This is a genomic window from Rhizobium sp. SVR5-9E, assembly GCF_056755095.1.
Genome location: NZ_JBNDHS010000001.1, coordinates 1 through 18339, shown reverse-complemented (window position 1 = coordinate 18339; position 18339 = coordinate 1). Strand labels below are relative to the sequence as shown.

The following is an 18339-nucleotide window of genomic DNA, read 5'->3' as shown; positions in this document are numbered from 1 at the left end:
GGCCGGAATACGGCTACTAGGCCTCTCGCGCTTGAAACCCTCACTCAGAGGTAGATCATCAATGCCTTGAGAAATCCGTGAGGCCGGTCACGCGTCATGTCGAGCGCCTCGTCGAGCCGCTCCAGTGGAAAGTGGTGCGTATAAAGACCTGAGGGATCGAGCTGCCCTTCCTGAACGGCTTCGACGGCATCGCGAACGTCCTGCACACCAACGGCAGGGTCGCGTTCATGGGCATTGATGACATCGAATCCCCGCTGGTTCCAAAGCCGCATGTTACCCTGCCGTGCATCGCCCTGATGATAGCCGGCAACAATGAGCTGTCCGCGTTCTTTCGTAAGTTCGCCGGCGAGATCGAGCGGCCACTGCCCGCCGTCGGCCTCGATAACGCAGTCGCAGAAGCGGCCATCGGTGAGCGCTTTGACCTCGTCGATGATCCGGGAGTGGTCATGCATGGGGATGGTTTCGGATGCACCCGCGCGCCTTGCCAGTGCCAGCGAGAACTGGTGAGGGGAAATGGCGATCACCCGTGCCCCGGCCGAGACCGCAAGCTGCATCAGCAGTGCGCCGAGGAAGCCGATGCCGACGACCGCGACGGTGTGGCCGGTTCGGATCAGGCTGCGTTTGAAGATGTTCATCGAGCGGCCAAGCGGCTTTCCCGGAAAGGGTTGGCCGGCCAGTTGGTCTGGCAGTCGGATGACGGCATTCTTATCGGCAATGTCGTGGGTCGCATAGGCGTGATCGCTCAGCGCTGCAACGCGATCCCCGACGAAAAGATCTTCGACCTCTGCCCCGACGGCGTCGATGACGCCCCAGCCTTCGTGTCCCAGGCCGCCAGGTTCTGTCGGAAACTTCATCCATTCGGCCCCGGCCCACGGTGTGAGGCTCGAAGCGCAGACACCGCAGCCTTCGAGTGCGACGCGCACCTGGCCGGCGGCCGGTTCGGGAAGCGGCAGGGTGTCGACTCTCATCTGGCCAGCGCCCGTAACCACCGCAGCCTTCATCCGAGATGGCAGCGCCGATGTCACGATGTTCATGAACATCCCTCCTCAAGCAACACCTATTGCGGCCATGCTGCAATTCAAGCGGCACGCGGCTCTCGGCCGCCTTCGAGCTGAGCAACGAGCACTGCTGACAACGAAGGGCAGCCCGTGCGTCGCGGCCAGCGCTCATCGGCGGCTGATCCGCCACCCAAAATAGCGTAAGCTTGGACGGCGGAAGCGACCTTTCCGCACTCACGCGGACACGAGCCGAGGGAGAGGGCTATGACGGATGATCGCCAGGCAGCGTTGGTGCGAATAACCGGAAGGGTACAAGGCGTAGGCTTCCGCCTCTGGGCGCGCGACCAGGCTCGGCGTCTCGGATTGACAGGTTGGGTTCGCAACGAGGCTGATGGCTCCGTCAGAGCCTTGATTGCGGGCGAGACCCCTGCGGTTTCCGCCATGCTGGGCGAGTTTCGGAAAGGCCCCCGCGGCGCCGCAGTGTCCAACGTCGAGGTGCAGCCGATCGCGATTGACGAGGCGCCGTCGGAATTCAGCATCAGAGCGGGCTGACAACGAGAGTTTTGGCGTAACCTGCATCGCATTTCGCTCTTCCCGAGACAGGGAACAACTATCTTTCAAAGGGGTTTCAACCAACGCGATGCCGGGTGATTTCGTCCGTGTGAGTGGTTTCGGCATCGCGGTTTGAATTGAAGTGTGTCGCGCCAGAACCGCGACACTTGCAGGAATACAAGGGGAGGACGAAATGGGACACGGACCTGAATCGTGGACGCAGCGTTCGTCGGCGGAGGAAGCAGCAAGCTCCGGTCTGGTCGGGGAGGCTGTCTTCGGAGTCGAGGAAACGGGCGCAAACGACTTCGAGACCGCTCGTCGTGCGGCTGCTCAATCGCGGAAGCATCTGAGGGTGGAAGTCGCGCTTCTGCGACAGCGGGTAGCAGACCTGCGGCGGCACGCCACTGCGGCGGCTCAAGCGTCCCAAAACGCCGTCCGGGCAGAAGCCAAATGGATCGATGACAGTGCACATGCGCAGCTAGGCCAATATCCTTGGCTGAAGCTCTTTGGCGCGATGGCGGTGACGTCGATCGTTGCCCGGATGCTTCGCCATGCTTCGCTGAGCGGGATAGCCACCGCTGCAGTTGCCCTGATCGCATCCCAACGCAGAAGCAGATAGATATGCGAAGGAGAGAAATTCATGCCAGTGCGCAAGGGGAAAACCGGCGAGACCGCTGCGATGGGAGCGCGGATCATCGACAAGCACAAGAAGGTTGTCAGCGCTCCGCAGCCTGAAAGCGACTCGGAGGGGGACATAGGCGCTCTTCGCAAGGAAATCGACAGCTTGAAGGCTAAGGTTGTCGAAATTGCAAAGAAGGTGACAAGGCGGGCGGCCGAAATTCCACAGCAAACTGAAGCAACGGTTAGACTCCGTCCGGTACCGGCGCTTCTGATTGCGGCCGCAGCCGCCTCGGTAGTGGCCCTTCTCGTTAGTCGGGCAACAGCCGTACCTCGCCGCAGCCGCTATCGCCGTTTGGTCGATGAACTGCCGGAGAGATTGGCCGATCTGCGTATGCTTCGATAGATGGAGCGGTCTGTCGCGATCATCACCGTCTAGGTCGCTGGGGATCTCTCTGCCTCGTAGCGAAGAGAGGGCGCATTCGCTCGCCGCAGAAGATCGTGAAGGGCACGATTGTTGAGGGCCGGGACGGTCGTCTTGAATTTCGGGCCGTCGTTTGCCATTTTTCGTGCGATTTCACACTCTTCAGGAGAGCTCCGAAACATGACGACTACCGCAGAAAAGCCAGCTGAGAGCCACATCTTTGAGGCCGACGTCGCTCGCCTTCTGCACATGATGGTTCATTCCGTTTATTCGGATAAGGACGTCTTTCTGCGCGAACTGATCTCAAACGCCGCCGATGCCTGCGAGAAGCTGCGTTACGAGGCGATTGCAAATCCGGCACTTCTTGCCGGTGATACCGACAGCAGGATTACGATCTCGCTCGATGAGGAAGGCCGTAAGTTCACTGTCGAAGACAACGGCATCGGCATGAGCCGCGACGAGCTGATCGAAGCACTCGGCACCATCGCTCGGTCCGGGACCCGTGCCTTCATGGAGCGCATCGAAGCTGACAGGGCTGGCGAAGGGGCTCAGCTGATCGGGCAGTTCGGCGTGGGTTTTTATTCCTGCTTCATGGTGGCTGATCACGTCGACGTCGTCTCCCGTCGCGCTGGCGCAGACGAGGCCTGGCTCTGGTCGTCGGAAGGCAAGGGGAATTATCGGATCGCTCCCGTGGATGCGGGCGATGCTCCCGCCCGGGGGACACGCATCACCCTGCATCTGATGGAGGAGGCCAAGAGCTATACGTCCCGCTGGAGCGTCGAGCGCATCGTCAAGGAGCAGTCCGGTCATGTGCCGGTGCCCATCGGCATCGTCGTGAAGCCGGGTGACGAGCCGGCGCAACTGACCGACGGGACAGCCCTCTGGGCAAAGTCAAAAACCGATATCACGCCCGAGGAGTATACGGACTTCTATCGCGGCATCTCCGGTCAATACGATGAACCAGCGCTTAACGTGCATTTTCGTGCCGAAGGCAGGCACGAATATACTGCACTTGCCTTCGTTCCCGGCTCCCCACCCTTCGATCTCTTCGATCCCGACCGCAAGGGCCGGATGAAGCTCTACGTCAAGCGCGTCTTTATCACCGATGAGGCCGAGCTTCTGCCACGATATCTCCGCTTCGTCCGCGGCTTGGTTGATAGCGCCGATTTGCCGCTCAACGTCTCTCGCGAGATGATCCAGGAAAGCCCGATCCTGTCGGCCATCCGAAAGGGCGTGACCAGCCGGGTCATCACCGCCATGGAAAAGCTTGCCGAAAGCAATGGCGACGCGTTCATCAAGCTCTGGGAAGCCTTTGGCAGTGTTATCAAGGAAGGCATCTACGAGGATTACGAACGGCGTACGCAGCTGATGGCGCTCTCTCGCTTCCGCACCACCGCATCCGGCGAGGGTTATCGGTCGCTTGCGGATTATGTGAAGAATGCCAAGGAAGGCCAGACCGTTATCTATTATTGGACGGGCAGCAGCCCTGAGCAGCTGAAGGCATCGCCGCAGCTCGAAGGCTTCAGGGCTCGTGGCATCGAAGTTTTGCTCCTGACGGACTCCGTCGACAGCTTTTGGGTTACAAACGCGCCGGAGTTCGAGGGGAAGGCCTTCAAGTCGATCACTCAAGGCTCTGCCGATCTCTCCCAATTCAAAAAGGTCGATGGAGAAGCAGCTGCGAGCGAGGAAACGCCGTCCGACATCAGGGACTTCATCGCTTTTGCCAAGGATAAGCTGGGGCAGGAGATTTCCGATGTTCGCGCATCGGATCGTTTGACGGAAAGTGCTGTCTGTCTGGTCGCCTCCGAGCAGGGTTACGACCGCCAGCTTGAGAAAATCCTCCAGGGCGCTGGCCGATTGCAGTCCGCTGCGAAGCCGATCCTGGAAATCAATCCTGATCATCCAATGATCAAAGCTCTCGCGGCGAACACGATCGATTCATCTCTTCGCGAAGATGCGGCCTTTCTCCTGCTCGACCAGGCACGCGTACTGGACGGCGATAAGCCGATCGATCCTCGCGCTTTTGCCGAGCGGCTGGCGCGGCTGATGGGGAGGGCGCTCCCGCAACAGAGGACGCGCTGAACCTCTGGCAGAGGACTGGGCGCCATAAGGCTCGCGGCAAATGTCGGCATCGAGCGGCTTAAACAGAATTCGCGGACGGCCGCCGGTGAACGTACGTCGCGATCAGGGACGCGCTGCGCTTGCTGTCGAAGCTGCCAACGACGCGCGCTCTCGCCGAGTTTGCAAGCCTTGAGGCCAAATTCACGTCCCGTGCAATCCGTTCGATGGCGTCGGCCATGGCTGTGGCGTCAGCAGGCGGCACGAGCAGCCCATCTTGACCGTCGCGCACGAGCTCGGGCACGCCGCCTGCGCCGGTAACGGCGACGGGTGTGCCAAGGGCCATCGCTTCCATGATAGCGACGCCCAAGGGTTCGGCCAGGCTTGCGAGCGCGAAAACATGCGCCTCCTCAAGCCCCTTCAGCACGCGCTGCTCCGACACGGCGCCAAGCAGCGTGACGGCGTGGTCCAGTCCCGCCCGCTTTATCTCGGCGGCGAGTTCCTGGTGATAGCCTCCTCCACCAAGCTCGTCTTCGCCCGCGATATCGAGACGGGCGTCGAAACCGCGCGCGCGCAGTTCAGCGATCGCGCGGATAAGATCGCTGTGGCCCTTGCACGGATTGAGCCGGCCGCATGAGAACACGCGCAACGGACTGTCTCCCGAAAATGCGCGATAGGGGGTGGAGCGTACGAATCGTTCCGTTTCTACACCCATCGGTGCGATCTCGATGGTAGGCGGCAGGCTACCTGCGAGCTCTTGCCGAACTTCCCCAAGAAGGCGCTCGGTGATGACCACGGCAAAGGCAGCGTGGCGCCACTTTTCGCGCTGGTTGGGACCGTAGTCGCTAAGCGAGCCGTGCAGTGTGATGCTGTACGAAGGTCCGCCCAGGAGGTGCGCGAACATCGCGAGGTGCGCCGAGTCGGCACAGGAGTGGACATGTACGTGCGAAATGCCGCGGTCGTGTGCGACGCGCTTGAGCCGCGCCCCCATGGCCGCGAGCGCCATCAGGCGGGCCTTGCCCATGAGCCCGAGCCCATCCGCGCGCGCGATGGAAGCGGCGGCGCGGGCAAGCCCGACGGGCCCGGCTGCAGCGAGCTCGGCAATGGCCGATGCGATGTCCGGAATGCCGCGCGGCGTGAGGTATGTCGTACGCTCCGCGGTCTCTTTCGCCCAGCTATGCGACATGAGGACCGCCGGCGGCAGGCGGGTGGAGATGGTTTCGGTATCGATCCCAAATTCGCGCAGCGCGTCGAGTTCGCGCCGGAAGAAGATATGTGTCTGCGCCGGAAACTCCGGAATCAACACGCCGATTTTCATCGTCCGCTCTTAATCCTAGAAATATTTGGACAAGGAGATGCGACGCATCTTTACCCGGTTTTCGATTTTTGCACAGAGATCGATCGAAACAAATGCCTTTAACGCATCGAACGTTCTTTCTTATAGTGAAAAAGACTATAGTAATACGACATCTGTAGTCGGAGCGATAGGATTTACTCGAGTTTATGTGGGGCGGCTCACGCGGTTGTTGCTGGGAACGGCCCTGCCTCAGAAAGGACTGTCGAACCTTTGGTACCATCGACAGGTCGGCGAAGGCGGAACTTTCCGGTTTTCCTGCAGTTCAATCCTGCGGGAGGGAGTTGTTTACTGTTCAGTCTCAGGGAGGGGAAGGCGATGTTCAACAGGATCCTCAGTCTTCTCGAGAAGAAGGACCGCGAACCATTGCTGGCAAAGCTGGAGCCCGTCGATCTGCCACGCCTTTTCATCCTCTCCGAGCCCAACCAACCTCAAGAATACAGCTTCTTTCTGGAGGCGGGCATAGGCTCAATCATCAGTATGTCTCCTTCCGGGCAAACCGCCGAAGTCGGGATTTTCGGAGCCGAGGGAATGTCACCGCCCAATAGCCTTTTTGAGGATAACCAGGCACCCTTCAAGGTATTCATGCAAATCGCAGGATATGGCCATAGGATCAGAAATGATGACCTGTTCGAGGCGCTTAAACAGAGCCATTCCATGCGCAAGCTTTTGAGCCGCTATGCGCAAACCTTGTTCGTGCAAACCGCCTACACCGCTCTTTCGAACGCGACGCATCGGATCGACGAGCGCCTCGCGCGATGGATACTGATGGTGCATGACCGCACGGTGGGGGATCGTCTTCTGCTTACGCATGATTTTCTGGCGGAGGTGCTCAATGTCCGGCGCCCGAGCGTTACGACAGCACTCCACATGCTGGAGGGTTACCGCTTCATCGTCGCTGAAAGAGGGCTGGTTACAGTCCGCGACCGGGCCGGTCTGGAGGCGTTTGCCGGTGACGCCTATGGCGCTCCGGAGCGCGAATTCAAGCGGCTCATCGGGGCGATGCGCTAGCAGAGCTTATGGCGGAATCGGCTCATCGCGTCCTGCTCTCCGCCGGACCGCTCGCCGAGCTTGACCGCTACATCGGATACTGGAAGCCATACGCGACCTCGCATGATGAGCTGGATGCCGATTTGGCCGTGCAGGAGGAGGTGCGTAACGCGGCGCGAACACTGAAGGCAGCGGTTCTGGCGCAGCACTCCGGCAAGCTGATCGAGCCGGGAAAGGCCTCACTCAGCCGCACGATAAATAGCCCGCGGCTTCCAGGCATGATGATCGAATTGGGGGGCGCGGCCGTCCATTCTTCCATTTTTTCCCTATATTCGAAACTAGGCATATAGGCGGTTGCGCCGGATCATGGCATCTTCAGTTCGATAAGAATTGGAGCTCCACATGACCATTGAAAGGCGCCGGGCGGCTGCAGTGAAGGCCTTTGAGCGTGCGCGGAGACTGGGGCTTGAAATCGACCCCGACCCCGCCTTTGCGGCATTGATCCAATCCTGGATCAATGGAGAAATGACAATGCCGGAGGCCCGCGAGCGCTATCTCGCCCTCCTCAAAGATCGCGCTCAGCACGAAAGGGGAAGGCCTTCGGAGTCGGCACTTCCAGAAATAGCGGACAACGAGACAACGGCAGCCATCGAAGACAGCGCACCGCCGAGCGTCGAGGCAGGTCAGCCGCCGGTTTTAAAGCGACGACGACGCCGAACGCGGGCGAAGTCTTCATAAAGGTTCTTCCGCAGTAGTCTCGACTTCGTCGTTACCTACTGAGATCAGCGCCGCAAAATGGCCGCGGCGCCGGCACAATAAAATCTACGGGCTGCGGCTTTTCTTCCGGCCAAATCACGCTACCTCGATCAGACGAGAGCGGCAGGAGGAAACTATGGGTAATGAGCGAGAGGCACAGATACGTAAACGCGCTTACGAGATCTGGGAGCAGGAGGGGCGCCCGCACGGAAAGGATTTGTCCCACTGGATAAAGGCGCTCGAGGAGATCGAACGCACAACGGTAAAGGCTGAGAAGCAAGCGAGCAAATCTGGCGGACGAGCAAAGAGCGCTCGCGCGAGCGGCGCCACCCGCCCGGCAACCACGGCATCCAAGCAGCGTTCGGACACGGCCACCAACGCCAAAGAGCCGCGAAAAACGCCGATGAAGCGCGGAAAGGGCAACGGTCAAAATGCGCCATCTTGACCAGGCTATTGCGATCGCCGCCGAAGCGCACGACGGGCAGAGCGACAAGATCGGCAATCCGTTTTTCGACCATACCCGCCGTGTAGCGGAGACCGTAAGCGGAGACGACGAAAAGACCGTCGCTTACCTTCATGATGTTGTTGAGAAGGGTCGCGGCTGGACACTTGACCGCCTCAAGCAGGATGGCTTTCCCGGCGCAATCCTCTCCGCCGTTGACGCCCTGACCCGGCGGCCAGATGAGGACTACGAGGATTTTGTCCGGCGAGCGATTTCCAACCCATTGGCGAGACCGGTCAAGCGCGCCGATCTTGAAGATAATCGGTGGCAGTGCGAGCAGATCGGTCGCGACGCCAGCAAATACCAACGCGGGCTCGATATTCTGGATAGTCGCAAAGGCGCTAATTGAGCCGAGCCAGTCACCGGGTACAACGGGCCGGCGGTGCAAGATACGGTTTGCCGGAGATTTTCGATCTCAGCCCACACGACAATGCGCCTGGACACCTTGAAATATAGGAATTCAGTCCTCATTTAGCGGCCATCGCCCAAGCTTTGCGACCTTCGCCGCTCCGTCTCTTTGCGCCGGGTCGTAGGAGCTATGTCCAAGCGTGGAATGTGAGCATCATGGTAAGTAGAATCAGGAGAACGCCAACCGTCCAGCAGCGTATCGAGGCGTTCGAGCACACCAACAAAATCGCTGTTGAAGCCGCTGAAGAAGAACGGCGCAGGCGCGAGGAGAAAACCGCGCGACTACGCGCCGCGCGTATTGCGCAGGCGGCCAACGATCGTACAAAGAGTGAAGCGTAAGTGACGTTATTGCCGCAGGCGAGCCGACCGTAGCTTTTCCGTCGGCTCAGGTGGGCGGAGTTTCAAAGTCGGGACCGTGTACCCCTATGAAAAGGACCGGATAGAACCGGTCCTTTCATGTGGCGTGAGCCTGGGCAGCTTATGGGCAATTTGGGTTGTCCATAGTCCGAGCGGTGCCGCTGTTTGTGTTAGCATTCGGGTTTGCGGCTTGGGTGCAGTCGGAAGAATTGGGCGACCTGGTTGGGTTGTTGGTCGTGCTGTTGGTCATGTTGGGATCAATAACTGCCGGGTTGCCGGTGTTATTGTTCATCGAGCCGCTGTTGGTCGAGCCAGTTCCAACTCCGCCGGTTGCTGAGCCAGATGCGCCAGCTGAGCCGGATGTGCCCCCAACGCTGCCGCTAGCTCCGGCACTGCCGGAGCCGCTCGCCGATTGTGCCATAGCCGAGGTCGCTAGACCGACCGCGAGAGCCGTGGTTGCTATGATCTTGAGAAGCATCGAATTCTCCTTTTTGCTTCTGTTATCGACCAAGGTTCAACCCTCCGGCGGCGTCAAAGTTCCAAGGGAAATGCGACGGGTCGGTACCGCGCCAATATTGCGGCCGAGGGTGATAGGGCACCGTCCGCATGGCAATTCCCGCTCGGTTCGCCATTCCTTTGAATCGCGCAACGCTTTCACCGGCGGAACACAACAAGGGCTCGCCTTACAAAGTAAAGCGAGCCCGAGCTGCACCTCAGGGGTTGCCTTCTAAACCCTTCAGCGTGGAACTGGAATTACCCCAGACCTATGCCCTGTTCCGAGGCCACATTGCCAGAAGGCTTAGTTCGGGCAAACTAGCCCAAAAGGATTAGTACGTTTCAGGACTCTCAAGGATATTTTTGCGGGCAATGCAATCGTCGCCAGAACGCGGCAGGGTCGGATGGATGCTCTCGTCATTTCGGGCGAACGAGCCGTTTTCGGCCGCGTTTTGAAATAGGTGTGCGCGGTCGACGTCTGACGGTTGTCTTCTTGTGCCGGAGTGATGACTTCCTAATTCGCTTTCTCATCTCTCACCCCTTGCAGGTTCAGATAGCCATCGCAGCGGCAGGGATGGGTTTGGGAACAAGCATCCCGTCCGTGCTCCCATTGATTAGACCAGATCGAAGTCCGTGCGCATCACGCGCCGCATCTCCCATCAAGAAGAAGCCCGCCTGACATGGCGGGCTGAGGCGGATCCACGATACCTAGCTGTAAGACTGATTGGTACGTCCGCGGATTATCATGTAAGCACGAAATTGATATGAAAGATGAGAAGATCATGTTCAATTTCAGATTTATCCATTTGTAATAATAAATCAACAATTTTGAAGCATTACTATAATTGCGGTGGGGCTGAAATACGCAATCTTTCGTATGTAATACTCATATTTGGCAGAATCCCGCAGCCAAAGAGCAGCTCTTTCCTCGATGTCTCTGCGATCGAGCGTCCCTCGCGCTCCGGTGCAACTTGATACGCAAGGCAGTCCATAGCGCTAAATTTTGCCGATTGGAAAAGGAGTGGAAGAAGGGCGATGAGAGCCGGAATTCATGATGTCGCCTCAATTGGAACGGGATTTGCATAATTACTAATATGCTTACGCTACGGGGGCCAAGTGTAATGAAACTGCACGCATCGGATCAGTTTCCAGCTCTGACGCTCGTCATGAGGGGCAGAGCAAAGTACAAGATTGTAAGGACCGTTAGAGACGCGGCAGAGATCCTCATCATCGATTGGCCGAGCGATGATGGTGAAGAATATGTTACGGCAGTCAGGGCTTGCCTCCGGGCCTTGCACAATGAAATCCCGCCGGAATCTGTCAGAGCGGCGCTCATACGCGCGGCCGATGAGGAGCGCATCTCGTATATTTCGCTTGTTGCTTAAAAGCTGCGCGAAGCTTTCGAGATTGTATCAATACGCGAGAGGATTCCGGTCGCCAGCGCTCAAAGGCCTTTATGGGCGACTTCCCGCCTATTTTTGAAATGCGTCACGCCAGCCGAGGCCGGCGGGCGTATCGCCTGCGGGGCGGTATTCGCATCCGACAAAGCCTTTATAGCCGAGGAGATCCAGCTCCCTCAGGACACGCAAATCGTTAAGCTCGCCCGTTCCCGGCTCATTGCGCAGCGGCACGGAGGCGATCTGCACATGGCCGATGATCGGCATGAGCTGCCGAAGTCCTGTCAGCACGTCGCCGTGAATGATCTGGCGATGGTAGATGTCGAATTGAAGCTTGAGGTTGGGCTTGTTCAATGCATCGATCAGATCGGCCGCAAAGTCGAAGTCGTCAAGAAAGTATCCCGGCATGTCCCGCGGGTTGATCGGCTCGATGACGATATCGATGCCTTCCTGTCCGGCCCGGTCGCAGGCAAATGCCACAGCATCGCGATAAGCCTCCACCACAGCCGGGTCCTTGCGCGAAGCCAGACCGCCCATGACATGCAGCCTGCGAACCCCGGTGCTTCGCGCATACGTTAGAGCGATATCCACCGATGCGCGGAACTCGCTCCGCCGGTCATGAAGCGACGCCAAGCCGCGTTCGCCCGCCTGCCAATTGCCGGGCGGCAGATTGAAAAGCGCTGGCGTCAGGCCGTTCTCCTTTAGCTGCGAGCCGACCACCTCTGGCGGATGGTCGTAGGGAAACAGGAATTCGACAGCCGTAAAGCCAGCCTTGGCAGCTGCGGCAAACCGGTCGAGAAACGCCACCTCGTTGAACATCATCGTGAGATTTGCAGCAAATTTCGGCATCAGTTCCCCTTAGGCTCGCCGGGAAGCTCGATGCCGGTCACCTTCGCGATGAGCCTCGCGACCGAGGCATCGTCGTCCCTCCCCATGCCGGCCGCAGCCGTCATGACAAACATCTGAAGCGCCGTGGAGGTGATCGGCAGCGGAAATTTCAGCCCGCGCCCGAGGTCCGAAACGATTCCGAGATCCTTCGTGAAGATATCCACCGCGCTATGAGGAGTGTAGTTGCCCTCAAGGATGTGGGGGACCCGGTTCTCGAACATCCAGGAATTGCCTGCAGACGCAGTAATCACCTCATAGACCTTGTCAATATCGAGGCCCAGCGCCTTGGCGAAAGTGATCGCCTCGCAGGCCGCGGCAATGTGAACGCCGACAAGGAGCTGGTTCACGATCTTGAAAGACGATCCGATCCCGGCCCGATCTCCAAGTTCATAAACCTTTGAAGCGATTGCATCGAGCACCGGCCGTGCATGGTTGAAAGCCTCGGCAGGCCCGGAAGCCATCACCGTGAGCTCTCCGGCTGCCGCACGTTTCGCACCGCCGCTGATCGGTCCGTCGATATAGCTGAGACCGAGTTCGGCTGCGCGTCGCGCCAGATCTTCGGCAGTCTGCGGCGGCATCGTTGCAAAGGAAAGGATCGTGCCGCCCTTCGTCATTCTACCCGCCGCACCATCATCGCCGAACAGGACCGCTTCGGTTTGGGCGCCGTTGACCACGACCGTCACGACGACGTCGGCGCCGTCGGCTGCTTCGGCGGGGCTTGCGGCCGCCCGCCCGCCTGCCTCGGAAAAGCGCGCCAGCGTCTCGGCGCTGATGTCGTAGCCGCTCGTTTCGAAACTGCTTCTCAGCAGCGACGAGGCCACACCGAAGCCCATCGATCCCAGACCTATGACGCAGACCTTCAAGCTTGCTCGTTCGCTCATGTTCCAGACCCTTGTTCCGTTCACTGCCGCGCAGCTGGCAATTGCTTGACCTGCGGCGCGCGGAAAAGTAATGACAGCGCTGCCACTCTATGGTTAGCTTATCCCGAAAACGGTTTGCAAGACCTATTTTGGTCGAGGTCGGAAGGTTTATCCGCGTTGGGAAGGCGCAGCCGACCCGGCTTGACAGGAGGAGAAATAATTTGCTCATCGGTGCAGTAGCCGACGATATTACTGGGGCCACCGATCTTTGCCTCATGCTGTCCCGCGAAGGGATGAGAACCGTGCAATTGATCGGCGTGCCGGAGGAGGGGAGTGATTTTCAGGCCGCCGACGCGGTGGTCGTCGCGCTGAAATCCAGAACGGCCCCTGCCGAAGATGCTGTCAGGGATTCGGTAGCGGCAGCCCGCAAACTGCTCGCCGCCGGTGCCGAGCAGTTGCTCTTCAAATATTGCTCGACATTCGATTCCACCGATCAAGGCAATATCGGGCCGGTCGCAGAGGCTCTTCAGGATCTGACCGGCGGTGAATTGACGATCGCCTGCCCCTCCTTTCCAGCAACCGGACGCACGGTCTACAAGGGGCATCTTTTCGTCGGCGATCGTCTTCTGTCGGAAAGCCCGCTGAAGGACCACCCTCTGACACCGATGCGTGATCCCGATCTCGTCCGCGTGCTGCAGCGGCAGACGAAACGGTCGGTCGGTCTCGTGGATTGGCCGGTGATCGCCAAGGGAGAAGCGGCCATCAAGGCGGCGTTTGCGCAGCATCGGGCCAAGGGGAACCGGATCCTTATCGTCGACACGTTGTCGGATGCCGATCTGCGTATGATCGGCGCTGCCTGCGACGGCATGAAGCTTGTCACGGGTGGCTCCGGCATCGCGATGGGATTGCCCGAGAATTTCAGAAAGAGCGGCAAACTGCCGGCAAGGCAGGCAGTGACCCGCATGACCGCGCCGGCCGGGCGAGCGGTTATCCTTGCCGGATCCTGTTCGCTCGCAACCCGTGGCCAGATAGAGGCGGCCCGCAATGCCGGTATTGCGGCTCTCCGGCTCGATATTTCGGCGGTTGCGGACGGGAGCCAGAGTGCTGCCAAGATCGCCGACTGGGCGATTTCGCAGCCCGCCGACCGGCCGCCGCTCATTTATTCCAGCGCCAGCCCAGAGGAGCTTCTTGGGATCCAGGGAGCCATGGGACGCCATGAATCCGGGGCGCTTGTCGAGCAGACGCTTGCCGAGGTTGCCCAGCGGCTTCTGGGGAATGGCTTTGCCCGCTTCCTCGTCGCCGGCGGAGAGACATCGGGTGCCGTGATCAATGCGCTCGGGGTCAAGGCGCTGTCGATCGGCCCTGAAATCGATCCGGGCGTGCCATGGACCCGCAGCATCGGCGGTCCGGACATTGCACTTGCCCTGAAATCCGGCAATTTCGGTGCCCCGGACTTCTTCCTGAAGGCCTGGACGCTGCTTGAAACGGAGACCTCCGATGCATGAGATCAATCGTCTGCGCGAGGAGATATGCCGCACGGGGCAATCGCTTTTCGACCGCGGGCTGACCTCCGGCTCGACCGGCAACATTTCAGTGCGTCTGCCTGATGGCGGATGGCTGATGACGCCGACGAACGCTTCGATGGGGTCGCTTGATCCGGCGCGGCTCTCGCTGTTCGATGCTTCCGGCCGGCTTGTATCCGGTGACGCGCCGACCAAGGAATCGTTCTTGCATTTTTCCATGTATGGCGAGCGCGGCGATGCGGGTGCGGTTGTCCACCTCCATTCGAGCCATGCGACTGCGGTCAGCATTCTGCGCGACATCGATCCGCAAGATGTCCTGCCGCCGCTTACGGCCTATTACGTCATGCGCGTCGGGCGCTTGCCGCTTGTTCCCTATTTCGCGCCCGGGGATATGGCGCTCGCGGATGCCGTCAAGTCGCTGGCCGGGCGCCATCACGCCATGCTGCTTGCCAATCACGGGCCGGTTGTTGCGGGGACGACGCTTGCAAGTGCGCAGTTCGCTGCAGAAGAGCTGGAAGAGACGGCAAAGCTTTTTCTCATGCTGCAGCATCACGCCAAAAGGATGCTGACGCCGGAGCAGGTGGATGACCTGCGGAAGCGCTTCAACCTTCCCTAGGACCCTGCGGGCGGGCAGAACTTCACAACTACGGGAGAGCACTATGGCTGAAATGCAGGAGAAGATCGGCTTTGTCGGCGTCGGTCTGATGGGGCACGGCATTGCCAAGAACATCGTCGAAAAGGGCTATCCGCTCACAGCCATCGCTCACCGCAATCGCAAACCGGTGGAGGACTTGATTGCCCGAGGCGCGACCGAGGCGAAATCGCTGACAGAGCTGGCGGCGAATTCGACGATTATCTTTCTCTGCCTCACAAGCTCGAAGGAAGTTTCCGCTGTCATCGAGGAGATGAAGCCGGCGCTCGTCGCGGAAACGGCTATTGTCGACTGCTCGACGGGAGATCCGACGGTCACCGTTCGCCTAGCAGAAATGCTCGCCGCGCAGAATGTCCACTTTGCAGACGCGCCGCTGAGCCGCACGCCGAAGGAGGCATGGGAGGGAACGCTGGACTGCATGGTGGGTGCGCGGGATGAGGTTTTTCAGCGGATACAGCCAGTTATCTCCACCTGGGCGGCGAAGATCGTGCACATCGGCGGCATTGCCGACGGCCACCGTATGAAACTTCTTAACAACTTTATCTCCCTTGGCATGGGCGCTCTCTTCGCCGAGGCGCTCGCCCTTTCCGAAAAGGTTGGAATCTCCGTCGAGCGCTTCGATAGCGTCATTCGAGGCGGCCGCATGGATAGCGGATTTTACCAGACCTTCATGGGCTACGCTCTCGAAGGCAACCGGAATGCCCATCGCTTCACGCTGTCGAACGCCTACAAGGATCTAAAGTATCTGGAATCGATGGCGAATAACGCGACCATCGTCACGCCGCTCGCGAGTGCGGTGAAAAATTCCTATGCCGCAGCAGTGGCCGGCGGCGGTGGCGGACCGGAAGACTATGTGCCACACCTCGCAGATTTCGTCGCGCGGCAAAACGGGCTCGATAAGCCGGGCAACTAGCAATAACTTGAGCCGCATGTCGCATCGGCCGTCATTAAGCTGGAGACTGCCGCCTCCGGGCGCCTCATGGCGGCGCCGTCACGACGGCTTATGAAACCGCAGCCCATTTTTGTCATTCGTCCGGCGCTTAGTCTCTTCACGAGCCGAGGCGCCTGTATGTTGAATGGCAACTGGCGATACCGGAACGCATATCAAGATTCCAAGCAGTAACGTTCGGCAATTGAACGACTACAGACCAACAAAATCCACGGGCATACAGTACGACTGCGTCGTGATAATCTTCGGCCTCTGAAGAAATTCCAACTGATCCGGAAAGATAGGGTCCAAAGTCTGGAACAATCAAAGCCACATGGCGTTGTAATGCAGCTTTCCGTGGGAGGACAATTCAGGCTTCCGTCGTCGCCGTAAGTCGCGCAACCGAATGCGGCTCTATGGCTGGCCGCCTGATGGATTGCGATGACATTTTAATAAGCATGTGATTGTCGATGAACTTCTTATCGCACTCCCTCGCCAGGCAGTTCTGCTCGCAGGCGGCTTCGTGTCTACCCCACGATGCTGCTCGTTGGTGCTTTTTTGTCCAGGAGACGCTCAACAAGGCGCATCACAGGCGGCAGGGTTCGGGAGATGGCTTCGATGTCAGGAACGTCGCCGACCCGCCTCGGTTTAGCGGGTCGGGAAAATCGCATTGGGAGCCTGCGGGCTCGTTGAGGTGGAGACATGCGCAAGAGGTACAACGGCCAAAACGTCGCCCCGCGGATGGGAGCTGGAGAAAGCCCGATGGAAGATACGAGCCTAGCGGTGATCGATGACCACCCTCTATTCAGGGCGGGAGTAGCCAGAAGCCTTGGGGAGATGGGCTTCATTATCGTCGGCGAAGGGGGTAGCAAAGACGACGCCATCCGGATCTCCGAAGAGCTTCGCCCCGATGTGATCCTGATGGACATCTCCATGCCGGGCGGCGGCATCGATGCGATCCCTTTGATCCTGGATCGCGTGCCGAACCAGAAAATCGTCATGCTGACCGTGTCCGAAGCAAGCGATGACGTGTCAAAGGCGCTCAGCAGTGGCGCCAAGGGTTACGCGCTCAAGGGCGTCGGCTCGAAAGCACTGGCTGACATCGTTCGCGGCGTGGCGCGCGGAAAGTGCTATGTTGCACCGACGCTGTCGGCCCGCCTGATCTTGGGGCAGTTCGGATCCTCGGCTCCCAAACGGAAAGCGCTGGATCTTCTTACGGGCCGCGAGCGGGAGGTGCTTGAGTTTGTCGCTCAGGGCCTTACCAACAAGCAGATCGCTTTGAACCTTGGCCTTCATGAGAAGACTATCAAGCATCACATGACGCAGGTCCTGGCGAAGCTCAAGGCCTCCAACCGCACCGAGGCAGCGATGGCCCTGCGCGATGCAGTCGACAGGTGAGATCAAGGACCAAACAGACGTTGATCTTGTTCGCGTAGGACCAAGGTCAGACGTCTCGCCGGACCGAAGTCCAATCCCGGAACAGCTTGATGCAACTCGCGTTTTCGAACTAGCTCTGCCGCTTGCTCCTCGCAAGGAGGCCGGCCAGGGCAGAACGAAGACAAGGAGAATGTCATGAAAATCAAAATGATTGCCCTCGCCGCAGCCTCGCTTGGCCTGCTCACAGGCACTGCCTACGCACAATCGTCGACTGTCAACGGGGCTGCCGGCGGCGCTGTCACCGGCGCCATCGTTGGTGGGCCGGTCGGGGCTGCTGTTGGCGGCGTCACGGGCGCCATCGTCGGAACCATGATCGATCCCCCTCCACAACAGGTTGTGACCTATGTCCAGCAGCAGCCGATCCCGAGCGAGTCTGTCGTCGTCAGGGAGAAGGTCGTTGTCGGCCAGCCGCTGCCTGAGACTGTGGTGGTCACGCCCGTCCCGGAGAACCCGAAATACGCCTACGCTGTCGTCAACCACGAGCGTGTCATCGTCGAGCCTTCCTCCCGGAAGGTCATCCGCGTGATCAACTGACCCCCCCGACAGATGGAGAGCGGCAAACCGCTCTCCATTCTTTGGAAAGTGCCCCCGCTCAATGAAGACTATCCGTCCACGCACGGACAGCTCAACGCATGCTCGTCGAACTGAGCGTCTTGATATAAGCCGCAGTTGGCGTCACGTTGGGGCTTTGAGTTGCAAGGGGCAGGGGGAACGAAAAAGCGATGCAGCAGAAGCAGCGTCTGCCGGCCAGGAAGAGCAAGGTGACCGTCAAGGACGTAGCCTTACGCGCAGGGGTCGGCGAATCGACGGTTTCGCGCATCATGCGCAACAAGGGGCCTGTGGCTGAGGAAACGCGTGAGCGGGTGATGGAGGCCGTGCGTGCGATTGGCTACGTGCCCAACCGGATCGCCGGGTCACTTGCCTCGCTTGATTCCCGTCTGGTCGGGGTGGTCGTGCCGTCACTTTCGAACATCGTCTTCCCGGAGGTTCTGCAGGGCGTCCACGCCGCGCTTCGCGGCAGCGACTACCAGCCTGTCATCAGCATCACCGATTATGACATCGACTTGGAGGAAACGATCGTCCGAGGCTTGCTGTCATGGAAGCCCGCGGCAATCCTGATCGCCGGCTTCGATCACACGCCG

Annotated in this window: 20 protein-coding genes and 1 pseudogene; 17 read left to right on the top strand and 4 right to left on the bottom strand. The window is 59.5% G+C overall.

Annotated features, from left to right (window positions below; all coding sequences use genetic code 11):
• Nucleotides 1-44: 44 nt before the first annotated feature.
• Complete coding sequence (locus tag ACPYOJ_RS00105) at nucleotides 45-1034, bottom strand: MDR/zinc-dependent alcohol dehydrogenase-like family protein (protein ID WP_481414416.1); 990 nt, start codon at nucleotides 1032-1034, stop codon at nucleotides 45-47.
• Between the two features lie 228 nt (nucleotides 1035-1262).
• Here ACPYOJ_RS00105 and ACPYOJ_RS00100 point away from each other — a divergent pair, with 228 nt between their 5' ends.
• From ACPYOJ_RS00100 to htpG, 4 genes are all read left to right on the top strand, one after another.
• Nucleotides 1263-1550, top strand: a complete 288-nt coding sequence (locus tag ACPYOJ_RS00100) for an acylphosphatase (RefSeq protein WP_481414415.1) — start codon at nucleotides 1263-1265, stop codon at nucleotides 1548-1550.
• Between the two features lie 193 nt (nucleotides 1551-1743).
• Complete coding sequence (locus ACPYOJ_RS00095; protein WP_481414414.1) at nucleotides 1744-2169, top strand: hypothetical protein; 426 nt, start codon at nucleotides 1744-1746, stop codon at nucleotides 2167-2169.
• Between the two features lie 21 nt (nucleotides 2170-2190).
• Nucleotides 2191-2574 (top strand): hypothetical protein, encoded by a 384-nt coding sequence (locus ACPYOJ_RS00090; protein WP_481414413.1) that lies wholly within the window; start codon nucleotides 2191-2193, stop codon nucleotides 2572-2574.
• 198 nt (nucleotides 2575-2772) lie between these two features.
• Nucleotides 2773-4674 carry a molecular chaperone HtpG gene (gene htpG / locus ACPYOJ_RS00085; protein WP_481414412.1) on the top strand — a complete coding sequence of 634 codons (1902 nt, stop codon included), beginning with the start codon at nucleotides 2773-2775 and terminating at the stop codon, nucleotides 4672-4674.
• A gap of 58 nt (nucleotides 4675-4732) precedes the next feature.
• On the opposite strand, the gene epsE is transcribed toward htpG, so the two are convergent.
• Entirely contained in the window at nucleotides 4733-5968 is a 1236-nt protein-coding gene (gene epsE / locus ACPYOJ_RS00080; protein WP_481414411.1) for an exopolysaccharide biosynthesis GT4 family glycosyltransferase EpsE, read from the bottom strand.
• Between the two features lie 354 nt (nucleotides 5969-6322).
• Here epsE and ACPYOJ_RS00075 point away from each other — a divergent pair, with 354 nt between their 5' ends.
• The 7 genes and pseudogenes from ACPYOJ_RS00075 (at nucleotide 6323) to ACPYOJ_RS00045 (ending at nucleotide 10897) form a co-directional block, all read left to right on the top strand.
• Entirely contained in the window at nucleotides 6323-7015 is a 693-nt protein-coding gene (locus ACPYOJ_RS00075) for a Crp/Fnr family transcriptional regulator (RefSeq protein WP_481414410.1), read from the top strand.
• A gap of 41 nt (nucleotides 7016-7056) precedes the next feature.
• A pseudogene (locus ACPYOJ_RS00070) lies at nucleotides 7057-7230 on the top strand (NADPH-dependent FMN reductase); the annotation flags it as partial.
• Between the two features lie 196 nt (nucleotides 7231-7426).
• A complete protein-coding gene (locus ACPYOJ_RS00065; RefSeq protein ID WP_481414409.1) occupies nucleotides 7427-7732 on the top strand; it encodes a hypothetical protein in 306 nt (101 codons plus the stop codon).
• A gap of 154 nt (nucleotides 7733-7886) precedes the next feature.
• On the top strand, nucleotides 7887-8195 hold the full coding sequence (locus ACPYOJ_RS00060) for a DUF2934 domain-containing protein (RefSeq protein WP_481414408.1): 309 nt from the start codon (nucleotides 7887-7889) through the stop codon (nucleotides 8193-8195).
• Nucleotides 8182-8601 carry an HD domain-containing protein gene (locus ACPYOJ_RS00055; RefSeq protein WP_481414407.1) on the top strand — a complete coding sequence of 140 codons (420 nt, stop codon included), beginning with the start codon at nucleotides 8182-8184 and terminating at the stop codon, nucleotides 8599-8601. The genes ACPYOJ_RS00060 and ACPYOJ_RS00055 overlap by 14 nt, the downstream gene beginning before the upstream one ends.
• Nucleotides 8602-8816: 215 nt before the next feature.
• Nucleotides 8817-8999, top strand: a complete 183-nt coding sequence (locus ACPYOJ_RS00050; protein WP_168830300.1) for a hypothetical protein — start codon at nucleotides 8817-8819, stop codon at nucleotides 8997-8999.
• A 1607-nt stretch (nucleotides 9000-10606) separates the two neighbouring features.
• Nucleotides 10607-10897 carry a DUF982 domain-containing protein gene (locus tag ACPYOJ_RS00045; protein ID WP_168830018.1) on the top strand — a complete coding sequence of 97 codons (291 nt, stop codon included), beginning with the start codon at nucleotides 10607-10609 and terminating at the stop codon, nucleotides 10895-10897.
• 87 nt (nucleotides 10898-10984) lie between these two features.
• Here the strand turns inward: ACPYOJ_RS00045 and otnI are convergent, their stop codons facing one another.
• The gene (gene otnI, locus ACPYOJ_RS00040) at nucleotides 10985-11758 is read right to left on the bottom strand and encodes a 2-oxo-tetronate isomerase (RefSeq protein WP_481414406.1); all 774 of its coding nucleotides are present in this window, start codon (nucleotides 11756-11758) and stop codon (nucleotides 10985-10987) included.
• On the bottom strand, nucleotides 11758-12678 hold the full coding sequence (gene ltnD, locus ACPYOJ_RS00035; RefSeq protein WP_481414405.1) for an L-threonate dehydrogenase: 921 nt from the start codon (nucleotides 12676-12678) through the stop codon (nucleotides 11758-11760). Before ltnD ends, otnI begins: the two co-directional genes overlap by 1 nt.
• A 200-nt stretch (nucleotides 12679-12878) precedes the next feature.
• Here ltnD and otnK point away from each other — a divergent pair, with 200 nt between their 5' ends.
• From otnK to ACPYOJ_RS00005, 6 genes are all read left to right on the top strand, one after another.
• On the top strand, nucleotides 12879-14162 hold the full coding sequence (gene otnK / locus ACPYOJ_RS00030; RefSeq protein ID WP_481414404.1) for a 3-oxo-tetronate kinase: 1284 nt from the start codon (nucleotides 12879-12881) through the stop codon (nucleotides 14160-14162).
• A complete protein-coding gene (gene otnC, locus ACPYOJ_RS00025) occupies nucleotides 14155-14796 on the top strand; it encodes a 3-oxo-tetronate 4-phosphate decarboxylase (RefSeq protein ID WP_481414403.1) in 642 nt (213 codons plus the stop codon). The genes otnK and otnC overlap by 8 nt, the downstream gene beginning before the upstream one ends.
• Nucleotides 14797-14839: 43 nt before the next feature.
• Nucleotides 14840-15745 (top strand): NAD(P)-dependent oxidoreductase, encoded by a 906-nt coding sequence (locus tag ACPYOJ_RS00020; protein WP_481414402.1) that lies wholly within the window; start codon nucleotides 14840-14842, stop codon nucleotides 15743-15745.
• A gap of 777 nt (nucleotides 15746-16522) precedes the next feature.
• Nucleotides 16523-17158: a response regulator gene (locus tag ACPYOJ_RS00015; protein WP_481414401.1), complete on the top strand. Its 636-nt coding sequence runs from the start codon at nucleotides 16523-16525 to the stop codon at nucleotides 17156-17158.
• Nucleotides 17159-17332: 174 nt separating this feature from the next.
• Nucleotides 17333-17731 carry a DUF1236 domain-containing protein gene (locus ACPYOJ_RS00010; RefSeq protein ID WP_481414400.1) on the top strand — a complete coding sequence of 133 codons (399 nt, stop codon included), beginning with the start codon at nucleotides 17333-17335 and terminating at the stop codon, nucleotides 17729-17731.
• A gap of 188 nt (nucleotides 17732-17919) precedes the next feature.
• Nucleotides 17920-18339, top strand: a 420-nt coding sequence (locus ACPYOJ_RS00005; RefSeq protein ID WP_481414399.1) for a LacI family DNA-binding transcriptional regulator, incomplete at its 3' end; no start/stop codon positions are given.